The sequence below is a fragment of the Pseudomonas sp. HP_01 genome, assembly GCF_055284355.1.
In genome coordinates this window covers 1-14,687 of the sequence record NZ_JBTOPV010000067.1, presented here as the reverse complement: position 1 = coordinate 14,687, position 14,687 = coordinate 1, and the positions used below count along the sequence as shown (strand labels likewise).

At 60.5% G+C, this 14,687-nt stretch carries 15 protein-coding genes; 9 read left to right on the top strand and 6 right to left on the bottom strand.

Annotated elements, in window-relative coordinates:
• Positions 1 to 124: 124 nt before the first annotated feature.
• Positions 125 to 799: a RadC family protein gene (radC, locus tag ACYAR8_RS22915; protein WP_108121199.1), complete on the top strand. Its 675-nt coding sequence runs from the start codon at positions 125 to 127 to the stop codon at positions 797 to 799.
• A gap of 252 nt (positions 800 to 1,051) precedes the next feature.
• Here radC and ACYAR8_RS22910 read toward each other — a convergent pair whose 3' ends face one another.
• Positions 1,052 to 2,641, bottom strand: coding sequence for an ABC transporter substrate-binding protein (locus tag ACYAR8_RS22910; protein ID WP_463581146.1), 1,590 nt, complete (start codon positions 2,639 to 2,641; stop codon positions 1,052 to 1,054).
• Positions 2,642 to 3,004: 363 nt separating this feature from the next.
• Between ACYAR8_RS22910 and rpmB the strand changes: the two genes are divergently transcribed.
• Together rpmB and rpmG are read left to right on the top strand one after the other, a co-directional pair.
• Positions 3,005 to 3,241 (top strand): 50S ribosomal protein L28, encoded by a 237-nt coding sequence (gene rpmB, locus ACYAR8_RS22905; RefSeq protein ID WP_037016669.1) that lies wholly within the window; start codon positions 3,005 to 3,007, stop codon positions 3,239 to 3,241.
• An 11-nt stretch (positions 3,242 to 3,252) separates the two neighbouring features.
• Complete coding sequence (gene rpmG, locus ACYAR8_RS22900; protein ID WP_010225867.1) at positions 3,253 to 3,408, top strand: 50S ribosomal protein L33; 156 nt, start codon at positions 3,253 to 3,255, stop codon at positions 3,406 to 3,408.
• Between the two features lie 78 nt (positions 3,409 to 3,486).
• On the opposite strand, the gene ACYAR8_RS22895 is transcribed toward rpmG, so the two are convergent.
• The gene (locus tag ACYAR8_RS22895) at positions 3,487 to 3,849 is read right to left on the bottom strand and encodes a cupin domain-containing protein (RefSeq protein WP_074893116.1); all 363 of its coding nucleotides are present in this window, start codon (positions 3,847 to 3,849) and stop codon (positions 3,487 to 3,489) included.
• Positions 3,850 to 4,109: 260 nt separating this feature from the next.
• Between ACYAR8_RS22895 and ACYAR8_RS22890 the strand changes: the two genes are divergently transcribed.
• Both ACYAR8_RS22890 and ACYAR8_RS22885 read left to right on the top strand, forming a co-directional pair.
• The gene (locus tag ACYAR8_RS22890) at positions 4,110 to 5,603 is read left to right on the top strand and encodes an aldehyde dehydrogenase (RefSeq protein WP_463581145.1); all 1,494 of its coding nucleotides are present in this window, start codon (positions 4,110 to 4,112) and stop codon (positions 5,601 to 5,603) included.
• 108 nt (positions 5,604 to 5,711) lie between these two features.
• Entirely contained in the window at positions 5,712 to 6,857 is a 1,146-nt protein-coding gene (locus ACYAR8_RS22885; RefSeq protein ID WP_463581144.1) for an MFS transporter, read from the top strand.
• Here ACYAR8_RS22885 and ACYAR8_RS22880 read toward each other — a convergent pair.
• Positions 6,854 to 8,443, bottom strand: coding sequence for a phospholipase D family protein (locus tag ACYAR8_RS22880; RefSeq protein WP_463581227.1), 1,590 nt, complete (start codon positions 8,441 to 8,443; stop codon positions 6,854 to 6,856). The genes ACYAR8_RS22885 and ACYAR8_RS22880 overlap by 4 nt on opposite strands.
• Before the next feature lie 62 nt (positions 8,444 to 8,505).
• A complete protein-coding gene (locus ACYAR8_RS22875) occupies positions 8,506 to 9,933 on the bottom strand; it encodes an aminotransferase-like domain-containing protein (RefSeq protein ID WP_463581143.1) in 1,428 nt (475 codons plus the stop codon).
• Positions 9,934 to 10,111: 178 nt separating this feature from the next.
• On the opposite strand from ACYAR8_RS22875, the gene ACYAR8_RS22870 reads away from it, so the two are divergent.
• Complete coding sequence (locus tag ACYAR8_RS22870; protein WP_074893123.1) at positions 10,112 to 10,345, top strand: DUF1127 domain-containing protein; 234 nt, start codon at positions 10,112 to 10,114, stop codon at positions 10,343 to 10,345.
• A gap of 35 nt (positions 10,346 to 10,380) precedes the next feature.
• Here ACYAR8_RS22870 and ACYAR8_RS22865 read toward each other — a convergent pair whose 3' ends face one another.
• On the bottom strand, positions 10,381 to 11,691 hold the full coding sequence (locus ACYAR8_RS22865) for an NAD(P)/FAD-dependent oxidoreductase (RefSeq protein ID WP_463581142.1): 1,311 nt from the start codon (positions 11,689 to 11,691) through the stop codon (positions 10,381 to 10,383).
• A 153-nt stretch (positions 11,692 to 11,844) separates the two neighbouring features.
• Between ACYAR8_RS22865 and ACYAR8_RS22860 the strand changes: the two genes are divergently transcribed.
• Positions 11,845 to 12,198 carry a YkgJ family cysteine cluster protein gene (locus ACYAR8_RS22860; protein ID WP_074893128.1) on the top strand — a complete coding sequence of 118 codons (354 nt, stop codon included), beginning with the start codon at positions 11,845 to 11,847 and terminating at the stop codon, positions 12,196 to 12,198.
• Positions 12,199 to 12,232: 34 nt separating this feature from the next.
• Here the strand turns inward: ACYAR8_RS22860 and dadR are convergent, their stop codons facing one another.
• Positions 12,233 to 12,721 carry a transcriptional regulator DadR gene (gene dadR / locus ACYAR8_RS22855; protein ID WP_065988245.1) on the bottom strand — a complete coding sequence of 163 codons (489 nt, stop codon included), beginning with the start codon at positions 12,719 to 12,721 and terminating at the stop codon, positions 12,233 to 12,235.
• A gap of 154 nt (positions 12,722 to 12,875) precedes the next feature.
• Here dadR and dadA point away from each other — a divergent pair, with 154 nt between their 5' ends.
• Both dadA and ACYAR8_RS22845 read left to right on the top strand, forming a co-directional pair.
• The gene (gene dadA / locus ACYAR8_RS22850; RefSeq protein WP_074893129.1) at positions 12,876 to 14,177 is read left to right on the top strand and encodes a D-amino acid dehydrogenase; all 1,302 of its coding nucleotides are present in this window, start codon (positions 12,876 to 12,878) and stop codon (positions 14,175 to 14,177) included.
• Positions 14,149 to 14,502, top strand: a complete 354-nt coding sequence (locus ACYAR8_RS22845; protein WP_463581141.1) for a RidA family protein — start codon at positions 14,149 to 14,151, stop codon at positions 14,500 to 14,502. Before dadA ends, ACYAR8_RS22845 begins: the two co-directional genes overlap by 29 nt.
• The last annotated feature ends 185 nt before the right edge of the window (positions 14,503 to 14,687 follow it).

Sequence of the window (14,687 nt, the reverse complement as noted above, 5' to 3'; positions counted from 1 at the left end):
CTTTTGGTCGGTTAACACGCGGCAATCATTACGCCTCCCCAGGCCTGACTGTCGCGCAAAAAAGAGCGGCTAAGATAGCACAGCGACCGCACGGGAACAGCGGCGCCACAGACAGGGAGCTGCTATGAGTATTCGCGATTGGCCGGCGGCAGAGCGTCCGCGGGAGAAGCTGCTGGAACGGGGGGCGTCGAGTTTGTCGGACGCCGAATTACTGGCGATTTTCTTGCGCACGGGCGTCTCGGGCAGAAGTGCCGTGGACTTGGCCCGGCACCTTTTGAATCAGTTCGGCAGCCTTCGCGCTTTGCTCGAAGCAAACCTGACGGCGTTCAGCAGCGAGCTGGGCCTTGGCCCCGCCAAATTCGCGCAGTTGCAGGCGGTCATGGAAATGGCCCGGCGCAACATGGGCGAGGATTTGAAGCGCGATTCTGTGTTGGAAAACCCGACTCAGGTGCGTCGCTACCTCAAGGCGCTGTTACGGCACGAGCCCCATGAAGTCTTTGGCTGCCTGTTTCTGGACAGCAAGAACCGGGTCCAGACGTTTGAAGTGCTGTTTCACGGCACGATCAACACGGCGCATGTTCACGCGCGGCAGGTCGTCAAACGGGCACTGGCCCACAACTCGGCAGGATTGATCCTCTGTCACAACCACCCTTCCGGCGTCAAAGACGCCAGCGAAGCCGACATCGATCTGACCCGGCATCTGAAGCAGGCGCTGGCGCTGGTGGACGTGGTGGTGTTGGATCACTTGATCATCGGTGACGGCGATCCGTTGTCGATGGTTGAGTATGGGTTGATGTAGCGCCCGCGACGGCGGGTTGTCGCCGCATGTGGACTGGCCATGCCCCGACTTGTAGGACCGGCTTCAGCCGGGAAGGCGTGAGCAGTCACGCCACAGAGTTGGCGGTGTACACGCTGGTCTCTTCCCGGCTAAAGCCGGTCCCGCTAAAAACATCGTGTACATCCAGCGGCATCGGCTGTGACCTCGACAGTGGGACCGGCTTCAGCCGGGAAGGCGTCGGCAGTCACGCCGCACTCCTGTGGTTTTTGCGAATTACTTCACGGTCACCTTTGAGAAGTCCTGCCGACCAAACGGGCTCACGCTGTAACCCTCAACACTTTTGCGAGTCAGCGCGTAGGCTGTTGGATGCGCGAGCGGCAACCACAATGCCTGCTTCTGGATCTGCTCCTGAGCCTGGTGATACAGCTTGCTGCGCTTCGCCTGATCGGTCACGGCCTTGCCTTGGCTGATCAGCTTGTCCAGCCCTTCATCGCAGTAGCGCGCGAAGTTGGTGCCGGATTTGACCGCAGCGCAAGAAAACTGCGGCGTCAGGAAGTTATCCGGATCGCCGTTATCACCCGCCCAGCCCATGAACAGCAGGTCGTGTTCGCCGGTTTTGGCCCGACGAATCAGCTCGCCCCATTCGATGACTTTGATCTCCGCCTTGATACCTACCGCCGCCAGGTCGCTCTGCAGCAACTGCGCCCCGGCGTTCGGATTAGGGTTGAGCAAGCTACCTGACGGGCGAGTCCAGATGGTCGTCTTGAACCCGTCTTTCAGGCCGGCCTTGGCCAGCAGTTCCCTGGCCTTCGCCACGTCATGTTTGTAGCCGGGCAAGTCGCTGGCGTAACCCCATGTTGTAGGCGGGTACGGACCGTTGGCCGGGCTCGCCGAGCCTTCGAACACCGCTTTCAGGTAAGTGTCTTTGTCGAATGCCAGGTTGATTGCCTGACGCACTTGCGGCTTGTCCAACGGTGGATGCTGGCTGTTGATCGCCAGGAAAGCGGTCATAAAGGCAGGCGTTTTTTCGACTTTCAGGTTCGAGTCTTTCTCGGCTTCAGCGACATCCAGCGGCTTGGGTGACAGGGCAACCTGGCACTCATTGCGGCGAATACGTTGCAGGCGCACGTTGGCGTCTGGGGTAATCGCATAGACCAGCGTATCGACGGCGGGCTTGCCGGCGAAGTAATCCGGATTGCCCTCGTAGCGCACCACCGAGTCTTTCTGGAAACGCTTGAAGACGAACGGACCGGTGCCGATTGGTTGGCTGTTGAGTTTCTCCGGAGTGCCGGCCTTCAACAACTGCGCGGTGTACTCGGCGGAATAAATAGAAGCGAAGCCCATGCTGAGCGTCGCCAGAAATGTCGCGTCCGGGTGGTCGAGGGTGATGCGCACTGTGCTGGCGTCGGTCGCCTCGACTTTCTTGATCAGCGATGGCCATTGCATCGACTGCGCGTGGGGGAAGCCCTGCGCAGCGACCTTGTTCCAGGGATTAGCCGGATCGAGCATGCGCTGGAAACTGAACACCACGTCGTCAGCGTTGAGTTCTCGCGTCGGGGTGAAGTAATCGGTGTGATGGAATTTCACGCCGGCGCGCAGTTTGAAGTCATAGGTCAGCCCGTCAGGCGACACACTCCAGCTCTGCGCCAGGCTCGGCGTCAGCTTTGCGTCCTTGGCGTCATAATCCACCAGGCGATTCATCAGTACGTCGGCCGAAGCATTGGTGGTGGTCAGCGAGTTGTACTGCACCACGTCAAAGCCTTCAGGGCTGGCTTCCGTGCAGACGCTCAGCGTCGTTGCCGCGTGGGCCAGCAATGGCGTGGACAGGGACGCGAGCAACAGGGGTAGAACGGCTAGGCGCATGGCGATTTTCCTTTCAGAGATAGCCCATCTGCCGGCGCAGTCTGGAGAGTCAGTAACCCTAGACCATCGATTGGTGCAGAACAATCGCCGCGGCGCGACGAGTGGTATATTTCCCGCCGCGCCTAACGCCGCTGGCCTTGTCGGGTTCAAAGCCTGTGCTTTCTGGCAGGCAATTCGTGGTTTGTGTTGTTGCACCGGGGGCTTTCTGGTATAAAGCAGCGCTCTTTTCTAGGGGCCCGCTGCCTTCACCGCAGGTGTGGCCGGTAAGACCCCTGAAGAAACGCGGCGCCTGGCGCCAAATGACTGAGAGATTAAGCGGCCAACCCATGCCGGGTTGGGCATGTGGTTTTAGAGGGCTGAGGCATGTCGAGAGTATGTCAAGTTACCGGTAAGGGTCCGGTAACCGGGAATAACATTTCCCACGCAAACAACAAAACCCGTCGTCGTTTCCTGCCAAACCTGCAGCATCACCGCTTCTGGGTTGAAGAAGAGAAACGCTTCGTACGTCTGCGCGTATCTGCTAAAGGCATGCGTATCATCGACAAGCGTGGTATCACGGTTGTTCTGGCCGAAATCCGCCGTGCTGGCGCGAAGGTCTAAGGGAGAAAATCATGCGTGAATTGATCCGTTTGGTGTCGACCGCTAACACCGGCCACTTCTACACCACCGACAAGAACAAGCGCACGACTCCGGACAAAATCGAAATTAAAAAATTCGATCCGGTTGTTCGTAAGCACGTGATCTACAAAGAAGCCAAAATCAAGTAATTGATTTTTGCGTCTTACGAAAAAGCCCGCAGTGATGCGGGCTTTTTTGTGGGTGCAATAAAGTCGGTCGCCTGACCCTCAGGCCTTCTGTTCGAACACCACATAGATCTTGCGGCATGCCTCCAGCACCTCCCACGTACCCTTAAAGCCTGCGGGAATCACGAACCGGTCACCGGCACGCAGGGTTTTCGACTTGCCCTCTTCGTCACGAAGGACCGAGACGCCCTGCACGATTTCACAGTATTCATGCTCGGTGTAATTCACTTTCCACTGACCGACTTCCCCTTCCCAGACGCCTGCATTCAGCTGCCCGCACGGACTGTTGTAATGGTTGTAAACCGTCTGGTTCGGCTCGCCCTTGAGAATCTTTTCAGCAGCTGGCGTGAAACGCTCGGCTGCAGTAGTGGCTTCGCTGAAGTCGACGATGCTTTCGATGCTCATATTTGATTCCTGAAAGTGGGCGCTGCGTGATTGTTGCTCGCCGAGGGCCGGATGGAAAGCGCATGCGAGCCCGGGCGACTGTTGAATAAAATGCACGATCCGGCCAGATTTCGCCCGCTTATGTCCAATATATTGGAAATCCGCCCAGTGCTGGTTTAGGGTGGCGAATGCCTTCGGCCGATCCGACGACGCGTCAGGCCCTGTCCTGAAGCCCGATTCGAGTGCGAAGACGCGCCTATTTCATAAGAGGAGGACGTTTCATGACCACCCTGACTCATGCTGACTGGGAAAAACGCGCCCAGGATTTGAAAATCGAAGGCCGTGCTTTCATCAACGGTGAATACACAGACGCCGCATCCGGCTCGACGTTCGACTGCATCAGTCCGGTCGATGGCCGCTTCCTCGCCCACGTAGCCAGTTGTGACGCTGCCGATGCGCAACGCGCCGTCGAAAACGCCCGGGCTACGTTCAATTCCGGCGTCTGGTCGCGTTTAGCGCCGGCCAAGCGCAAGGCCGCCATGCTTCGTCTGGCCGCGCTGATCAACGAGAACGTCGAAGAGCTGGCGTTGCTCGAAACCCTCGACATGGGCAAGCCTATCAGCGACTCCTACGGCATCGACATTCCCGGCTCCGCCCAAGCGTTGAGCTGGAGCGGCGAGGCCATCGACAAGCTGTACGACGAAGTGGCGCCGACCCCGCATGATCAATTGGGCCTGGTGACTCGCGAGCCGATTGGCGTGGTGGCGGCCATTGTGCCGTGGAATTTCCCGCTGTTGATGGCTTCCTGGAAACTGGGTCCTGCGCTGTCGAGTGGCAACTCGGTAATCCTCAAGCCGTCGGAAAAATCCCCGCTGACCGCCATCCGCGTCGCTCAGCTAGCCATTGAGGCCGGTATTCCGGCCGGCGTGCTGAACGTGCTGCCGGGTTACGGCCACACGGTGGGTAAAGCACTGGCGCTGCACATGGACGTCGACACGGCGGTATTCACCGGTTCGACGAAGATTGCCAAGCAATTGCTGATCTACTCGGGCGAATCGAACATGAAGCGCGTCTGGCTGGAAGCTGGCGGCAAGAGCCCGAACATCGTCTTCGCCGATGCGCCGGATCTGCAAGCTGCGGCCGAATCTGCGGCCAGCGCCATTGCTTTCAACCAGGGCGAAGTCTGCACGGCTGGCTCCCGTCTTTTGGTCGAGCGCTCGATCAAGGATAAATTCCTGCCGATGGTGATCGACGCGCTGAAGGCGTGGAAGCCGGGCAACCCGCTTGATCCGGCAACGACCGTTGGCGCGCTGGTCGACACGCAGCAGATGAACACTGTGCTGTCGTACATCGAAGCCGGCCACACCGATGGCGCCAAGCTGGTCGTCGGTGGCAAGCGCATTCTCCAGGAAACCGGCGGCACCTACGTTGAGCCGACGATTTTCGACGGCGTGACCAACGCGATGAAGATCGCGCAGGAAGAGATCTTCGGCCCGGTGCTTTCTGTACTGACCTTCGATACCGCTGAAGAAGCCATTCAGATCGCCAACGACACGCCTTATGGCTTGGCCGCGGCGGTGTGGACGGCTGACTTGTCCAAGGCGCACCTGACCGCGAAGGCGTTGCGCGCGGGCAGCGTGTGGGTCAATCAGTACGATGGCGGCGACATGACCGCGCCGTTTGGTGGCTTTAAACAGTCCGGCAACGGGCGTGACAAGTCGCTGCATGCGTTCGATAAATACACCGAGTTGAAGGCGACCTGGATCAAGCTGTAAAAAGGCCGCGCGCTTCAACACTCAGTCGCTGTAAAAAACCAACGCAGCCGGGCTCTCCTCAAAGCCCGGCTGTTTTGTTTCGTCTTTTTGAGCCACAGGAGCGTGGTGATGCGTTGGGGTACTTATTTCGCTGTGCTGGCGTCGGTATTGAGCGTCGGCCTGGCGCTGGGCGTGAGCATGCCGCTGGTGTCGCTGCGGCTGGAAGCCTGGGGTTACGGCGCGTTTGCCATCGGCGTCATGGCTGCGATGCCTGCGATCGGCGTGTTGCTGGGTGCCAGCCTTGCCAGCCGACTCGCTTCAAGACTCGGCACCGCCAACCTGATGCGGCTGTGTCTGTGGGCCGGCTCAGTGTCCGTCGGATTGCTGGCATTACTGCCCAATTACTGGATCTGGCTGGTCCTGCGCCTGATGCTCGGGACTATCCTCACGATTGTGTTCGTGCTCGGCGAAAGCTGGATCAACCAGTTGGTCATCGAAAGGCTGCGCGGCAAGCTGGTGGCGCTGTACGGCAGTTCCTATGCGCTGAGTCAGCTCGGCGGGCCCGTACTGCTGGGCTTCATTGGCACGGAAGCAGATTACGGGTTCTGGGTCGGGACCCTGTTGCTGGCGGTATCGCCGTTTCTATTGCTGGGCAGAACAGGTGCGCCGAGCGCGGAATCCAGCCATGTAACGCTGCGCGATCTCGGCGGGTTCTGTCGGAGTTTGCCGGCCATTGCATGGGCCATCGCGTTATTCGCCGGGTTTGAAGCGATGATTCTGACCTTGCTACCGGTGTATTGCCTGCAGCAGGGTTTCACGCCTGAAATCGCCCTGGCGATGGTCAGTACCGTGGTGGTGGGTGATGCGCTTCTGCAACTGCCGATTGGCGCGCTGGCTGACAGGGTGTCCCGCCGGCGGCTGTTCTCCGGGTGTGCGCTGGTGCTGATGGTCTCGAGCCTGGCGATCCCGGTGCTGGTCGACACAATCGCCATCTGGCCGCTGTGGGTTCTGTTTGGCGCCAGTGCGGGCGGACTGTTCACGCTGTCGCTGATCCTGATTGGCGAGCGCTACCGTGATGACGCCCTGGTGCGCGCCAATGCCCATGTCGCTCAGCTGTGGGGGATCGGTTGCCTTCTCGGGCCCTTGGCGGCAGGCGCTGGCAGCCAATGGGTCAGCGGTCAGGCGCTGCCGTTATTGATGGCAGCGGGGGCGCTGGGGTTAGTCATCCTGTCCCAGCGTCCCAAAGCATTTGGCACGCAGACGGTAGCGGCTTAGAGCATCTTTTCCAGGCCGACTGCCGTGCTGAACCAGGCGTTCATCCGGCGCCACCAGTCGCCAGGCTCTTTGGACAGCGTGTGGATTTTGCCGTTGTCCTCGGTCACCCACACCAGTTGGTCGTTCTCCAGCTTGACCTGATAACTGATGGCCGGCGCCATACCCTGAAGCGCCAGCTCACGCAGGTACTCGGTCAGCTCGGGGCTGTCGACCAGCACGCCGACTTCAGTGTTCCACAGCACTGAACGTGGGTCGAAATTGAACGAACCCACGAACATCTTCTGCCGGTCAAAGATCATCGCCTTGCTGTGCAGGCTTGATTCCGAGCCGCCCTTGATCAGGTTTGTGTGCAGAAACGCAGGTCCGCTGCCCTTGGCGTTGCTCGGGTCGCCTGGCTGGCGGCGCAGTTCGAACAGCTTCACGCCGTGCTCCAGCAGCGCTCGGCGGTAAGGCGCGTAACCTCCATGCACCGCTGGCACATCGGTGGCCTCCAGCGAGTTCGTCAACAGGTTCACTGACACACCTTTATCCGAGAGCCCGGTCAGGTAGACCAGACCTTCCTGCCCGGGCACGAAGTAGGCCGAGATCAGCATCAGTTCCTTGTGCACGCTGCCGAGGTCAGGGCTCAGTTGGGTCGCCAGCAGCAGGTGCGGGTCAGGCTCACCCCGTGACAGCACTTTGGTGGGCGCGTCCCACAGGGCCTGGTTGTGCGCCCATATCAGCTCATTGAGCCAGGTCTTCATGCGCGGGTGAGCCCGATAGTCCATCAGCCGTTCATACAGGGCCTTTTTGTCCACGTGCGCCTGATCCAGCGACTCGGCCAGACTCACCCGCGCCTTGGCCAGATCCTTGCGGTCGGGCGGCCAGTAGAGGAAATCGTTGATCGGCTTGCTGAGCGTGCTGTTCCAGTACTGATCGAAACTGTGACCCAGCTGTTCGGCGACCGGGCCCACGCTCAGCATGTCGATATCGGTGAAGTTCAGATTGGGTTCGGCGTCGAAATACTCGTCACCCAGATTGCGCCCGCCAACGATGGCCACAGCGCCGTCGGCCAGCCACAGTTTGTTGTGCATGCGTCGATGCTGTTGGGAGAGATTGAACAGTCGGCCCAGATTACGGGTGGCGCCCATGCTGCGACCCAGATTGAGCGGATTGAACAGGCGGATCTGAATGTTCGGGTGCGCCGCGAGTGTGGCGATGACTTCATCCAGCCCGTCGCTGGTGGTGTCGTCCAGCAGGATGCGCACGCGGACGCCGCGATCTGCGGCTTTGAGCAACTCCTCAACCAGTGCCCGGGTGCTGAGACCGTCGTGAACGATGTAGTACTGCAGGTCCAGGCTGGTTTTCGCATTGCGAATCAGCTCGGCGCGGGCCATGAAGGCTTCGGTGCTGTTGGGCAGCAGGCGGAAACCCGAGCGACCTTCGTGGGGTGCAGCCTGGGCCATGATCGAGCGCCCGAACGAAGATTGCGCCGCCGGCAGCGCCTGACTCGGACCTTCGGGTGCGGGCGTGTGTGCGCAACCGCTGAGGCCGAGGGCGAGAGCCAGAAGGAGGGGCACCGCCCGTAAATTCGTCAACGCAATCATCCGAAAGTCAGTCATGGCGATATGACCGCCTTTTCTTCAAAAGGTTAAAAAGCTGAAAAAGGTTATGCAGGGTCCGCGCGCTGCATGAGCAGTGCCGTGGCCGCGCCCACCTTGCGCACCGCGTCTTCGATTTGCGTGGTCGGTTTGGCGGCAAAGTTCATGCGCAGGCAGTTTCTGTATTTGCCCGACGCTGAAAAGATGCTGCCAACGGCAATCTGTACACCTTGTCCCTGCAAGACTCGGTTCAGGCGCAAGGAGTCGAAATCTTCCGGCAGCTCGATCCACAGCATGAATCCGCCCTGGGGACGACTCACGCGGGTACCTTCCGGGAAGTAGCGCGTCACCCAGCCGGTCATCAGGTCGCGACTGCGCTGGTACTGGCCGCGCATTCGGCGCATGTGCGGCTCGTAGTGCCCGGCCTTGAGAAAATCGGAAATCGCCAGCTGCGGCTGGGTCGCGGTCGAACCGGTGCTGATGTATTTCATGTGCAGGGCGCGATCAAGGTATCGACCGGGCGCGACCCAACCGACGCGCAAACCCGGCGCCAGCGTCTTGGAAAACGAGCTGCAGAGCAGGACGCGGCCGTCTTCGTCGAAGGATTTGATCGTGCGCGGGCGAGGGTAGGTGTAGGCCAGGTCGCCATACACATCGTCTTCGATGATCGCCACGTCGAAGCGTTGCGCCAGGGTCAGCAGTGCGCGTTTGCGGTCCTCCGGCATGATGTAGCCCAGGGGGTTGTTGCAGCTCGGCGTCAGCTGTATGGCTTTTATCGGCCACTGTTCCAGGGCCAGTTCCAGGGCGTCGAGGCTGATGCCGGTAAGCGGGTCGGTGGGGATTTCCAGGGCTTTCATGCCCAGCCCCTTGAGCGCCTGCATGGCGCCGTGAAAGCTGGGCGAGTCGACTGCGACGATGTCGCCCGGCTCGCAGACCGAACGGATGCAGATGGCGAGTGCTTCCTGGGCGCCGGTGGTGATCACCAGATCGTCCGGATCTATATTGGTGCCGGAATCCAGCAGCAGCCGGGCCACTTGTTCCCTCAGGCAGCGCCGACCGTGGATGTTGTCGTAATACAGCCCGGGCATGTCCGAGCGGCGGCTGATCCTGCCCAGCGCCTGGGTCAGTGGGCGCAGTGTCGGGCTGGTGACGTCGGGCATGCCGCGACCCAGTTGAACGACGTCAGGGCTGGGGGCGGCTCGGGCCAGTTCCAGCACCTGATCCCACTGGGAGATTTCCACCGGACGCTGCGCCGGGCGGCCTATCGCAGGCAGGGCGGGCGTCTTGCGGCCAGCAGGTACGAAATAACCGGACTTGGGCCGAGGCTGCGCGAGGCCGTTGTCTTCCAGCAATCGATACGCCTGCTGCACCGTGCTCAGGCTGACGCCATGCTCAAGACTCAACGCACGCACCGAGGGTAGCCGGTCGCCGGGGCGATAAAAGCCGTTTTCGATGCGCGTGCCGAGTAATTCGGCAAGGTTGACGTAGAGGGTCATGGCGTACTCCCACAAGGTGATGCGATCGGCAAACCGTTACAGATGTTGGGAAAATACAGCATTCAGCGCGAGAGGAAACCGATCTGTATGCAAAGAATAATAATTCTTTGGATCTGTAACGGTTTCCCATACAGATACATCATGAACTCACTCGAAACCCACCATGGGGTGTCTGGAAATGAGCGGAATAAGTGATGTTCGGTTGACTCTGTATGCAGGGGAGCTGGTCCGTGAGCATGAAGCGGGCTCGCGCATCAGTGCGCCGGAAGGGCTAGGGATGTGGGCGCTTTTTCAGCATCGCCGAGCCAGTCGGCGCGCGTTGCTGAAACTGACTGACGAGCAGCTGAAGGATATTGGCTTGAGCGATGAGCAGGCGCGCTACGAAGGGCTCAAGCCTTTCTGGCGCGAATGAGGGCTGTGACAGTCGGCCTCACAGGGCGAGTCCGGTTACACCAGCTCTTTGAAGCGGTGCCACAGCATCCCCAGCGCCAGTAGCGGCGAGCGTAAATGTTTGCCGCCCGGGAAGGTGATGTGAGGGACTTTGGCAAAGAGCTCGAACCCGCCGCTGTGTTGGCCGCTGATGGCCTCAGCCAATAGTTTGCCGGCCAGATGCGTTGCGTTCAGCCCGTGCCCCGCATACGCCTGGGCGTAAAACACGTTTGGATGCGTGTGCAGCCTCCCGATCTGCGGCAAGCGGTTGGCGCCGATGCCGATCATTCCACCCCACTGAAAATCGATCTTCACGTCTTTGAGCTGAGGGAATACCTTGAGCATCTTCGGCTGCATGTACGCAGCGATGTCGCTCGGGTCCCGGCCTGAGTAGTGACAAGCGCCGCCGAACAGCAGGCGCCGATCAGCCGACAGCCTGAAATAGTCGACCGCCACCCGCTGATCGCACATCGCGGTGTTGCGCGGGATCAGTTGTCTGGCGAGTGCTTCGCTCAGCGGCTCGGTGGCAATGACGTAACTGCCAGCGGGCAAAACCTTGCCGCTCAACTCCTTATCGAGATCATTGAGATAAGCATTACAGCCCAGCACCAGCGTGCTGGCGCGCACCCGCCCGTGGGCTGTATGAATGTTGACCTCTGTACCGTATTCCAGCCGCGTCGCTGCCGAGTGTTCGAACACCTGCACACCCAGCGACCGGGCGATGGCGGCTTCTGCGAGCGCCAGGTTCAGCGGATGCAGATGGCCCGAGCCCATGTCCAGCATGGCGCCGGCATAGTTGGGTGAGCCGATGACGCTGCCGAGGTTGCCCGCTTCAATCAATTCAAGGGGGTGTCGGTAACCCAGGCTGCGCAGCTCTTCGGCGTCTCTGGCAAAACCCTCGAACTCCTTGGGCTTGTTCGCCAGATCGCAGTAACCCCAGGTCAGGTCGCAGTCAATCTGGTATTTGCTGACGCGCTCACGGACGATTTCCACCGCTTCGAGGCCCATCAGCTTGAGCTGACGAACGCCGTCCTCGCCGATGACAGTGCTGAACTGGTCCACATCATGGCCGACGCCGCGGATCAGTTGCCCGCCGTTGCGCCCGCTCGCGCCCCAGCCGATCTTGTGCGCCTCCAGCAGCACCACCTTCAAGCCGCGCTCAGCCAGCTCGATCGCCGTGTTCAGCCCGGAAAACCCGCCGCCGATGATGCAGACATCGGTTTTGACCTCGCCGTGCAGGGCAGGGGAGTCAGGCTGGGGATGGCGGGTGGCGGCGTAGTAAGAGGCCGCGTGATCAGACAATCCGGGCTGGGGAGGCCGAGCATTCATGTTGAATATCCCGAGAGCACTGTTTGGAAAATTTTACGGAGGGTAGCGGGGTCAGGGTGCCCGAGCAAGAAAATGCCGGTGGATGATCATCCGGGTGTCAGTCGCAGAGGCGCTGGGGCACAATCAGTACCTTTCACAGGAGAAACTGCCGCCATGGGCTGTAACAGCGAGAAAATCCGCGATCTGCGGCGGCAGATTCCGTCGTTCGAATGCGTGCCGGGGTGCCACGATTGCTGTGGGCCGGTGACCACGTCGTCCGAAGAAATGTCGCGTTTACCGCGCAAGACGCCGGCCGAGCAGGAAGCGGCGCTCAATGAGTTGAACTGCGTGCACCTGGGGCCCAATGGCTGCACCGTCTACGACGAGCGTCCGCTGATCTGCCGTCTGTTTGGCACCACCAAAACCCTGCCATGCCCCAACGGGCGCCGCCCTGATGTCCTGATTCACCCTCGTGCCGAGAAGCAGGTGCATGAGTTCATCGCCTCGACGCGGCAGGTGTTGGTTTAGCCGAAGCCATTCGCGGTGAGCCTGCTTCGGGTGCTTATTCTGGAATCGGCAGGCACAGACTCTCCTTCACCTCTTCCATCACGATGTAGCTTTTGGACTCTCGCACATGGGGCAGCTTGAGCAGGATGTCGCCCAGCAGTTTTCGGTACGACGCCATCTCGGAAATCCGGGCTTTCACCAGATAGTCGAAGTCACCTGACACCAGATGGCACTCCAGCACGTGGGGCAGTTTCAGGACTGCGCGGCGGAATTCTTCAAAGGTGTCGCCGGACTTGTAGTCCAGGCTGATCTCGACAAACACCAACAAGCTAGCCTTGAGGTTCTGCGGATTGAGGCGGGCGTTGTAGCCCATGATGATGCCTTCACGCTCCAGGCGCCGGACCCGTTCTGTGCATGGCGTAGTAGACAACCCGACCCGTTCGCCCAGCTCGGTGAAAGAGATCCGGCCGTCGTTTTGCAGGATGCGCAGGATGTTGCGGTCGATCTTGTCCAGCTCTCGTTTGGACTGGTGCTGGGTGCGCATTAATAAGCCCTCTGCCAAAGCGTCGGTTGCCGAGAATAAACGCCGAATATAGGCGTTTATATAGTTAAAAGCACTGCTCGGGCCTTCTTATACTGCGCACATCCTTGCTTAAAACTTGAAAACGTCAGCGGATATCCGCGATGAGGGAATCAACATGCGCGTTCTGGTCCTTGGAAGTGGCGTAATCGGTACCACCAGTGCGTATTACCTGGCGCGTGCGGGCTTCGAGGTGACTGTCGTGGACCGTCAACCGGCCGCTGCCATGGAAACCAGTTTCGCCAACGCCGGGCAGGTCTCGCCGGGCTATGCCTCGCCATGGGCCGCGCCGGGTGTGCCGCTCAAGGCCCTTAAATGGTTGCTGCAGCGTCATGCGCCGCTTGCCATCAAGGCGACGGGCGATATCGATCAGTACTTGTGGATGGCGCAAATGCTGCGCAACTGCACCCAGAATCGCTATGCGGTGAACAAAGAGCGCATGGTTCGCCTCTCCGAATACAGCCGCGACTGCCTGGATGAGCTACGTGCCGAGACCGGCATTGCTTACGAAGGCCGCAGTTTGGGCACGACACAGTTGTTTCGCACTCAGGAGCAACTGGATAACGCCGCCAAGGACATCGCGGTGCTCGAACAGGCTGGCGTGCCGTATGAAGTGCTCGACCGTGAAGGCATTGCCCGTGTCGAGCCGGCCCTGGCCAGTGTCAGCAATATCCTCAGTGGCGCGCTGCGCCTTCCGAACGATCAGACCGGTGACTGCCAGCTGTTCACCACGCGTCTGGCCGAGATGTGCGTGAAGCTGGGCGTTGAGTTTCGCTTCGGCCAGTCCATCGAATCCATTGATTTTGCGGGTGACACCATCAATGGCGTGCGCATCAACGGCAAGCTCGAGACCGCCGACCGCTACGTGCTGGCGCTCGGCAGCTACTCGCCGCAACTGCTCAAGCCGCTTGGCATCAAGGCGCCGGTTTATCCGCTCAAGGGCTACTCGCTGACGGTACCGATCACCAACCCGGCGATGGCGCCGACGTCGACCATTCTCGACGAGACCTACAAGGTCGCGATTACCCGCTTCGACAACCGCATTCGTGTGGGCGGCATGGCCGAGATCGCTGGCTTCGACCTGTCCCTCAATCCCCGTCGCCGCGAGACCCTGGAGATGATCGTCAACGACCTCTATCCTCACGGCGGCGACCTGCAGCAGGCCAGCTTCTGGACCGGTCTGCGCCCGACGACGCCGGACGGGACGCCCATCGTGGGCGCAACACCGTATCGCAATCTGTTCCTCAACACCGGCCACGGCACGTTGGGTTGGACGATGGCCTGCGGTTCAGGCAGATTGCTGGCTGACCTTATCGCTCGCAAAACGCCACAGATCAGTGCTGAAGGCCTCGATATTTCTCGTTATGGCAGTTCCAGGGAGATCGCAAAACATGTCCATTCAGCGCCAGCTCACCAATGAGCGCATGAGCCAGTTGGTCGTCCATAACGGCACCGTTTACCTTGCCGGGCAAGTGGCCGACGACATGGCAGCGGGGATCGAGCAACAGACCCGCGAGACGCTTCACAACATCGAGCGACTGCTGGACCTTGCCGGTACGGACAAGAGCCGCATTCTGTCGGTGACGATCTACCTGAAAGACATCGATGCGCACTTTGCCGGCATGAACAGCGTCTGGGACACGTGGCTGCCGAAAGGCCTCGCCCCCGCCCGAGCGACGGTTGAAGCCAAGCTGTGCGAGCCGGAGATTCTGGTTGAACTGTCGGTGATTGCGGCGCTGCCGTAGCTCACTTATACGTTGCACGCCCGTGTGCCGCCAAAGCCTTAAGCAACATCTTCTTGTAGGAGCGGGGGGGGGGGGGGGGGAGGGGGGGGGTTGTGGGGCCGCCCCGGGGCGCCCCGCCACCCCGGCCCGCGCCGCGCGCGAGACGGCCCGCCCCCACCCACGCACCCCCCCCCCGCGGCCCGCGC

What these genes read in the sequence shown, in the direction of transcription:
- ACYAR8_RS22865 (WP_463581142.1), bottom strand. Translation starts at nt 11,691, where the DNA reads ATGAATGCTCGGCCTCCCCAGCCCGGATTGTCTGATCACGCGGCCTCT.
- ACYAR8_RS22890 (WP_463581145.1), top strand. Translation starts at nt 4,110, where the DNA reads ATGACCACCCTGACTCATGCTGACTGGGAAAAACGCGCCCAGGATTTG.
- ACYAR8_RS22870 (WP_074893123.1), top strand. Translation starts at nt 10,112, where the DNA reads ATGAGCGGAATAAGTGATGTTCGGTTGACTCTGTATGCAGGGGAGCTG.
- ACYAR8_RS22875 (WP_463581143.1), bottom strand. Translation starts at nt 9,933, where the DNA reads ATGACCCTCTACGTCAACCTTGCCGAATTACTCGGCACGCGCATCGAA.
- rpmB (WP_037016669.1), top strand. Translation starts at nt 3,005, where the DNA reads ATGTCGAGAGTATGTCAAGTTACCGGTAAGGGTCCGGTAACCGGGAAT.
- ACYAR8_RS22885 (WP_463581144.1), top strand. Translation starts at nt 5,712, where the DNA reads ATGCGTTGGGGTACTTATTTCGCTGTGCTGGCGTCGGTATTGAGCGTC.
- radC (WP_108121199.1), top strand. Translation starts at nt 125, where the DNA reads ATGAGTATTCGCGATTGGCCGGCGGCAGAGCGTCCGCGGGAGAAGCTG.
- ACYAR8_RS22880 (WP_463581227.1), bottom strand. Translation starts at nt 8,443, where the DNA reads ATGATTGCGTTGACGAATTTACGGGCGGTGCCCCTCCTTCTGGCTCTC.
- ACYAR8_RS22845 (WP_463581141.1), top strand. Translation starts at nt 14,149, where the DNA reads ATGTCCATTCAGCGCCAGCTCACCAATGAGCGCATGAGCCAGTTGGTC.
- ACYAR8_RS22895 (WP_074893116.1), bottom strand. Translation starts at nt 3,849, where the DNA reads ATGAGCATCGAAAGCATCGTCGACTTCAGCGAAGCCACTACTGCAGCC.
- dadR (WP_065988245.1), bottom strand. Translation starts at nt 12,721, where the DNA reads ATGCGCACCCAGCACCAGTCCAAACGAGAGCTGGACAAGATCGACCGC.
- ACYAR8_RS22860 (WP_074893128.1), top strand. Translation starts at nt 11,845, where the DNA reads ATGGGCTGTAACAGCGAGAAAATCCGCGATCTGCGGCGGCAGATTCCG.
- dadA (WP_074893129.1), top strand. Translation starts at nt 12,876, where the DNA reads ATGCGCGTTCTGGTCCTTGGAAGTGGCGTAATCGGTACCACCAGTGCG.
- ACYAR8_RS22910 (WP_463581146.1), bottom strand. Translation starts at nt 2,641, where the DNA reads ATGCGCCTAGCCGTTCTACCCCTGTTGCTCGCGTCCCTGTCCACGCCA.
- rpmG (WP_010225867.1), top strand. Translation starts at nt 3,253, where the DNA reads ATGCGTGAATTGATCCGTTTGGTGTCGACCGCTAACACCGGCCACTTC.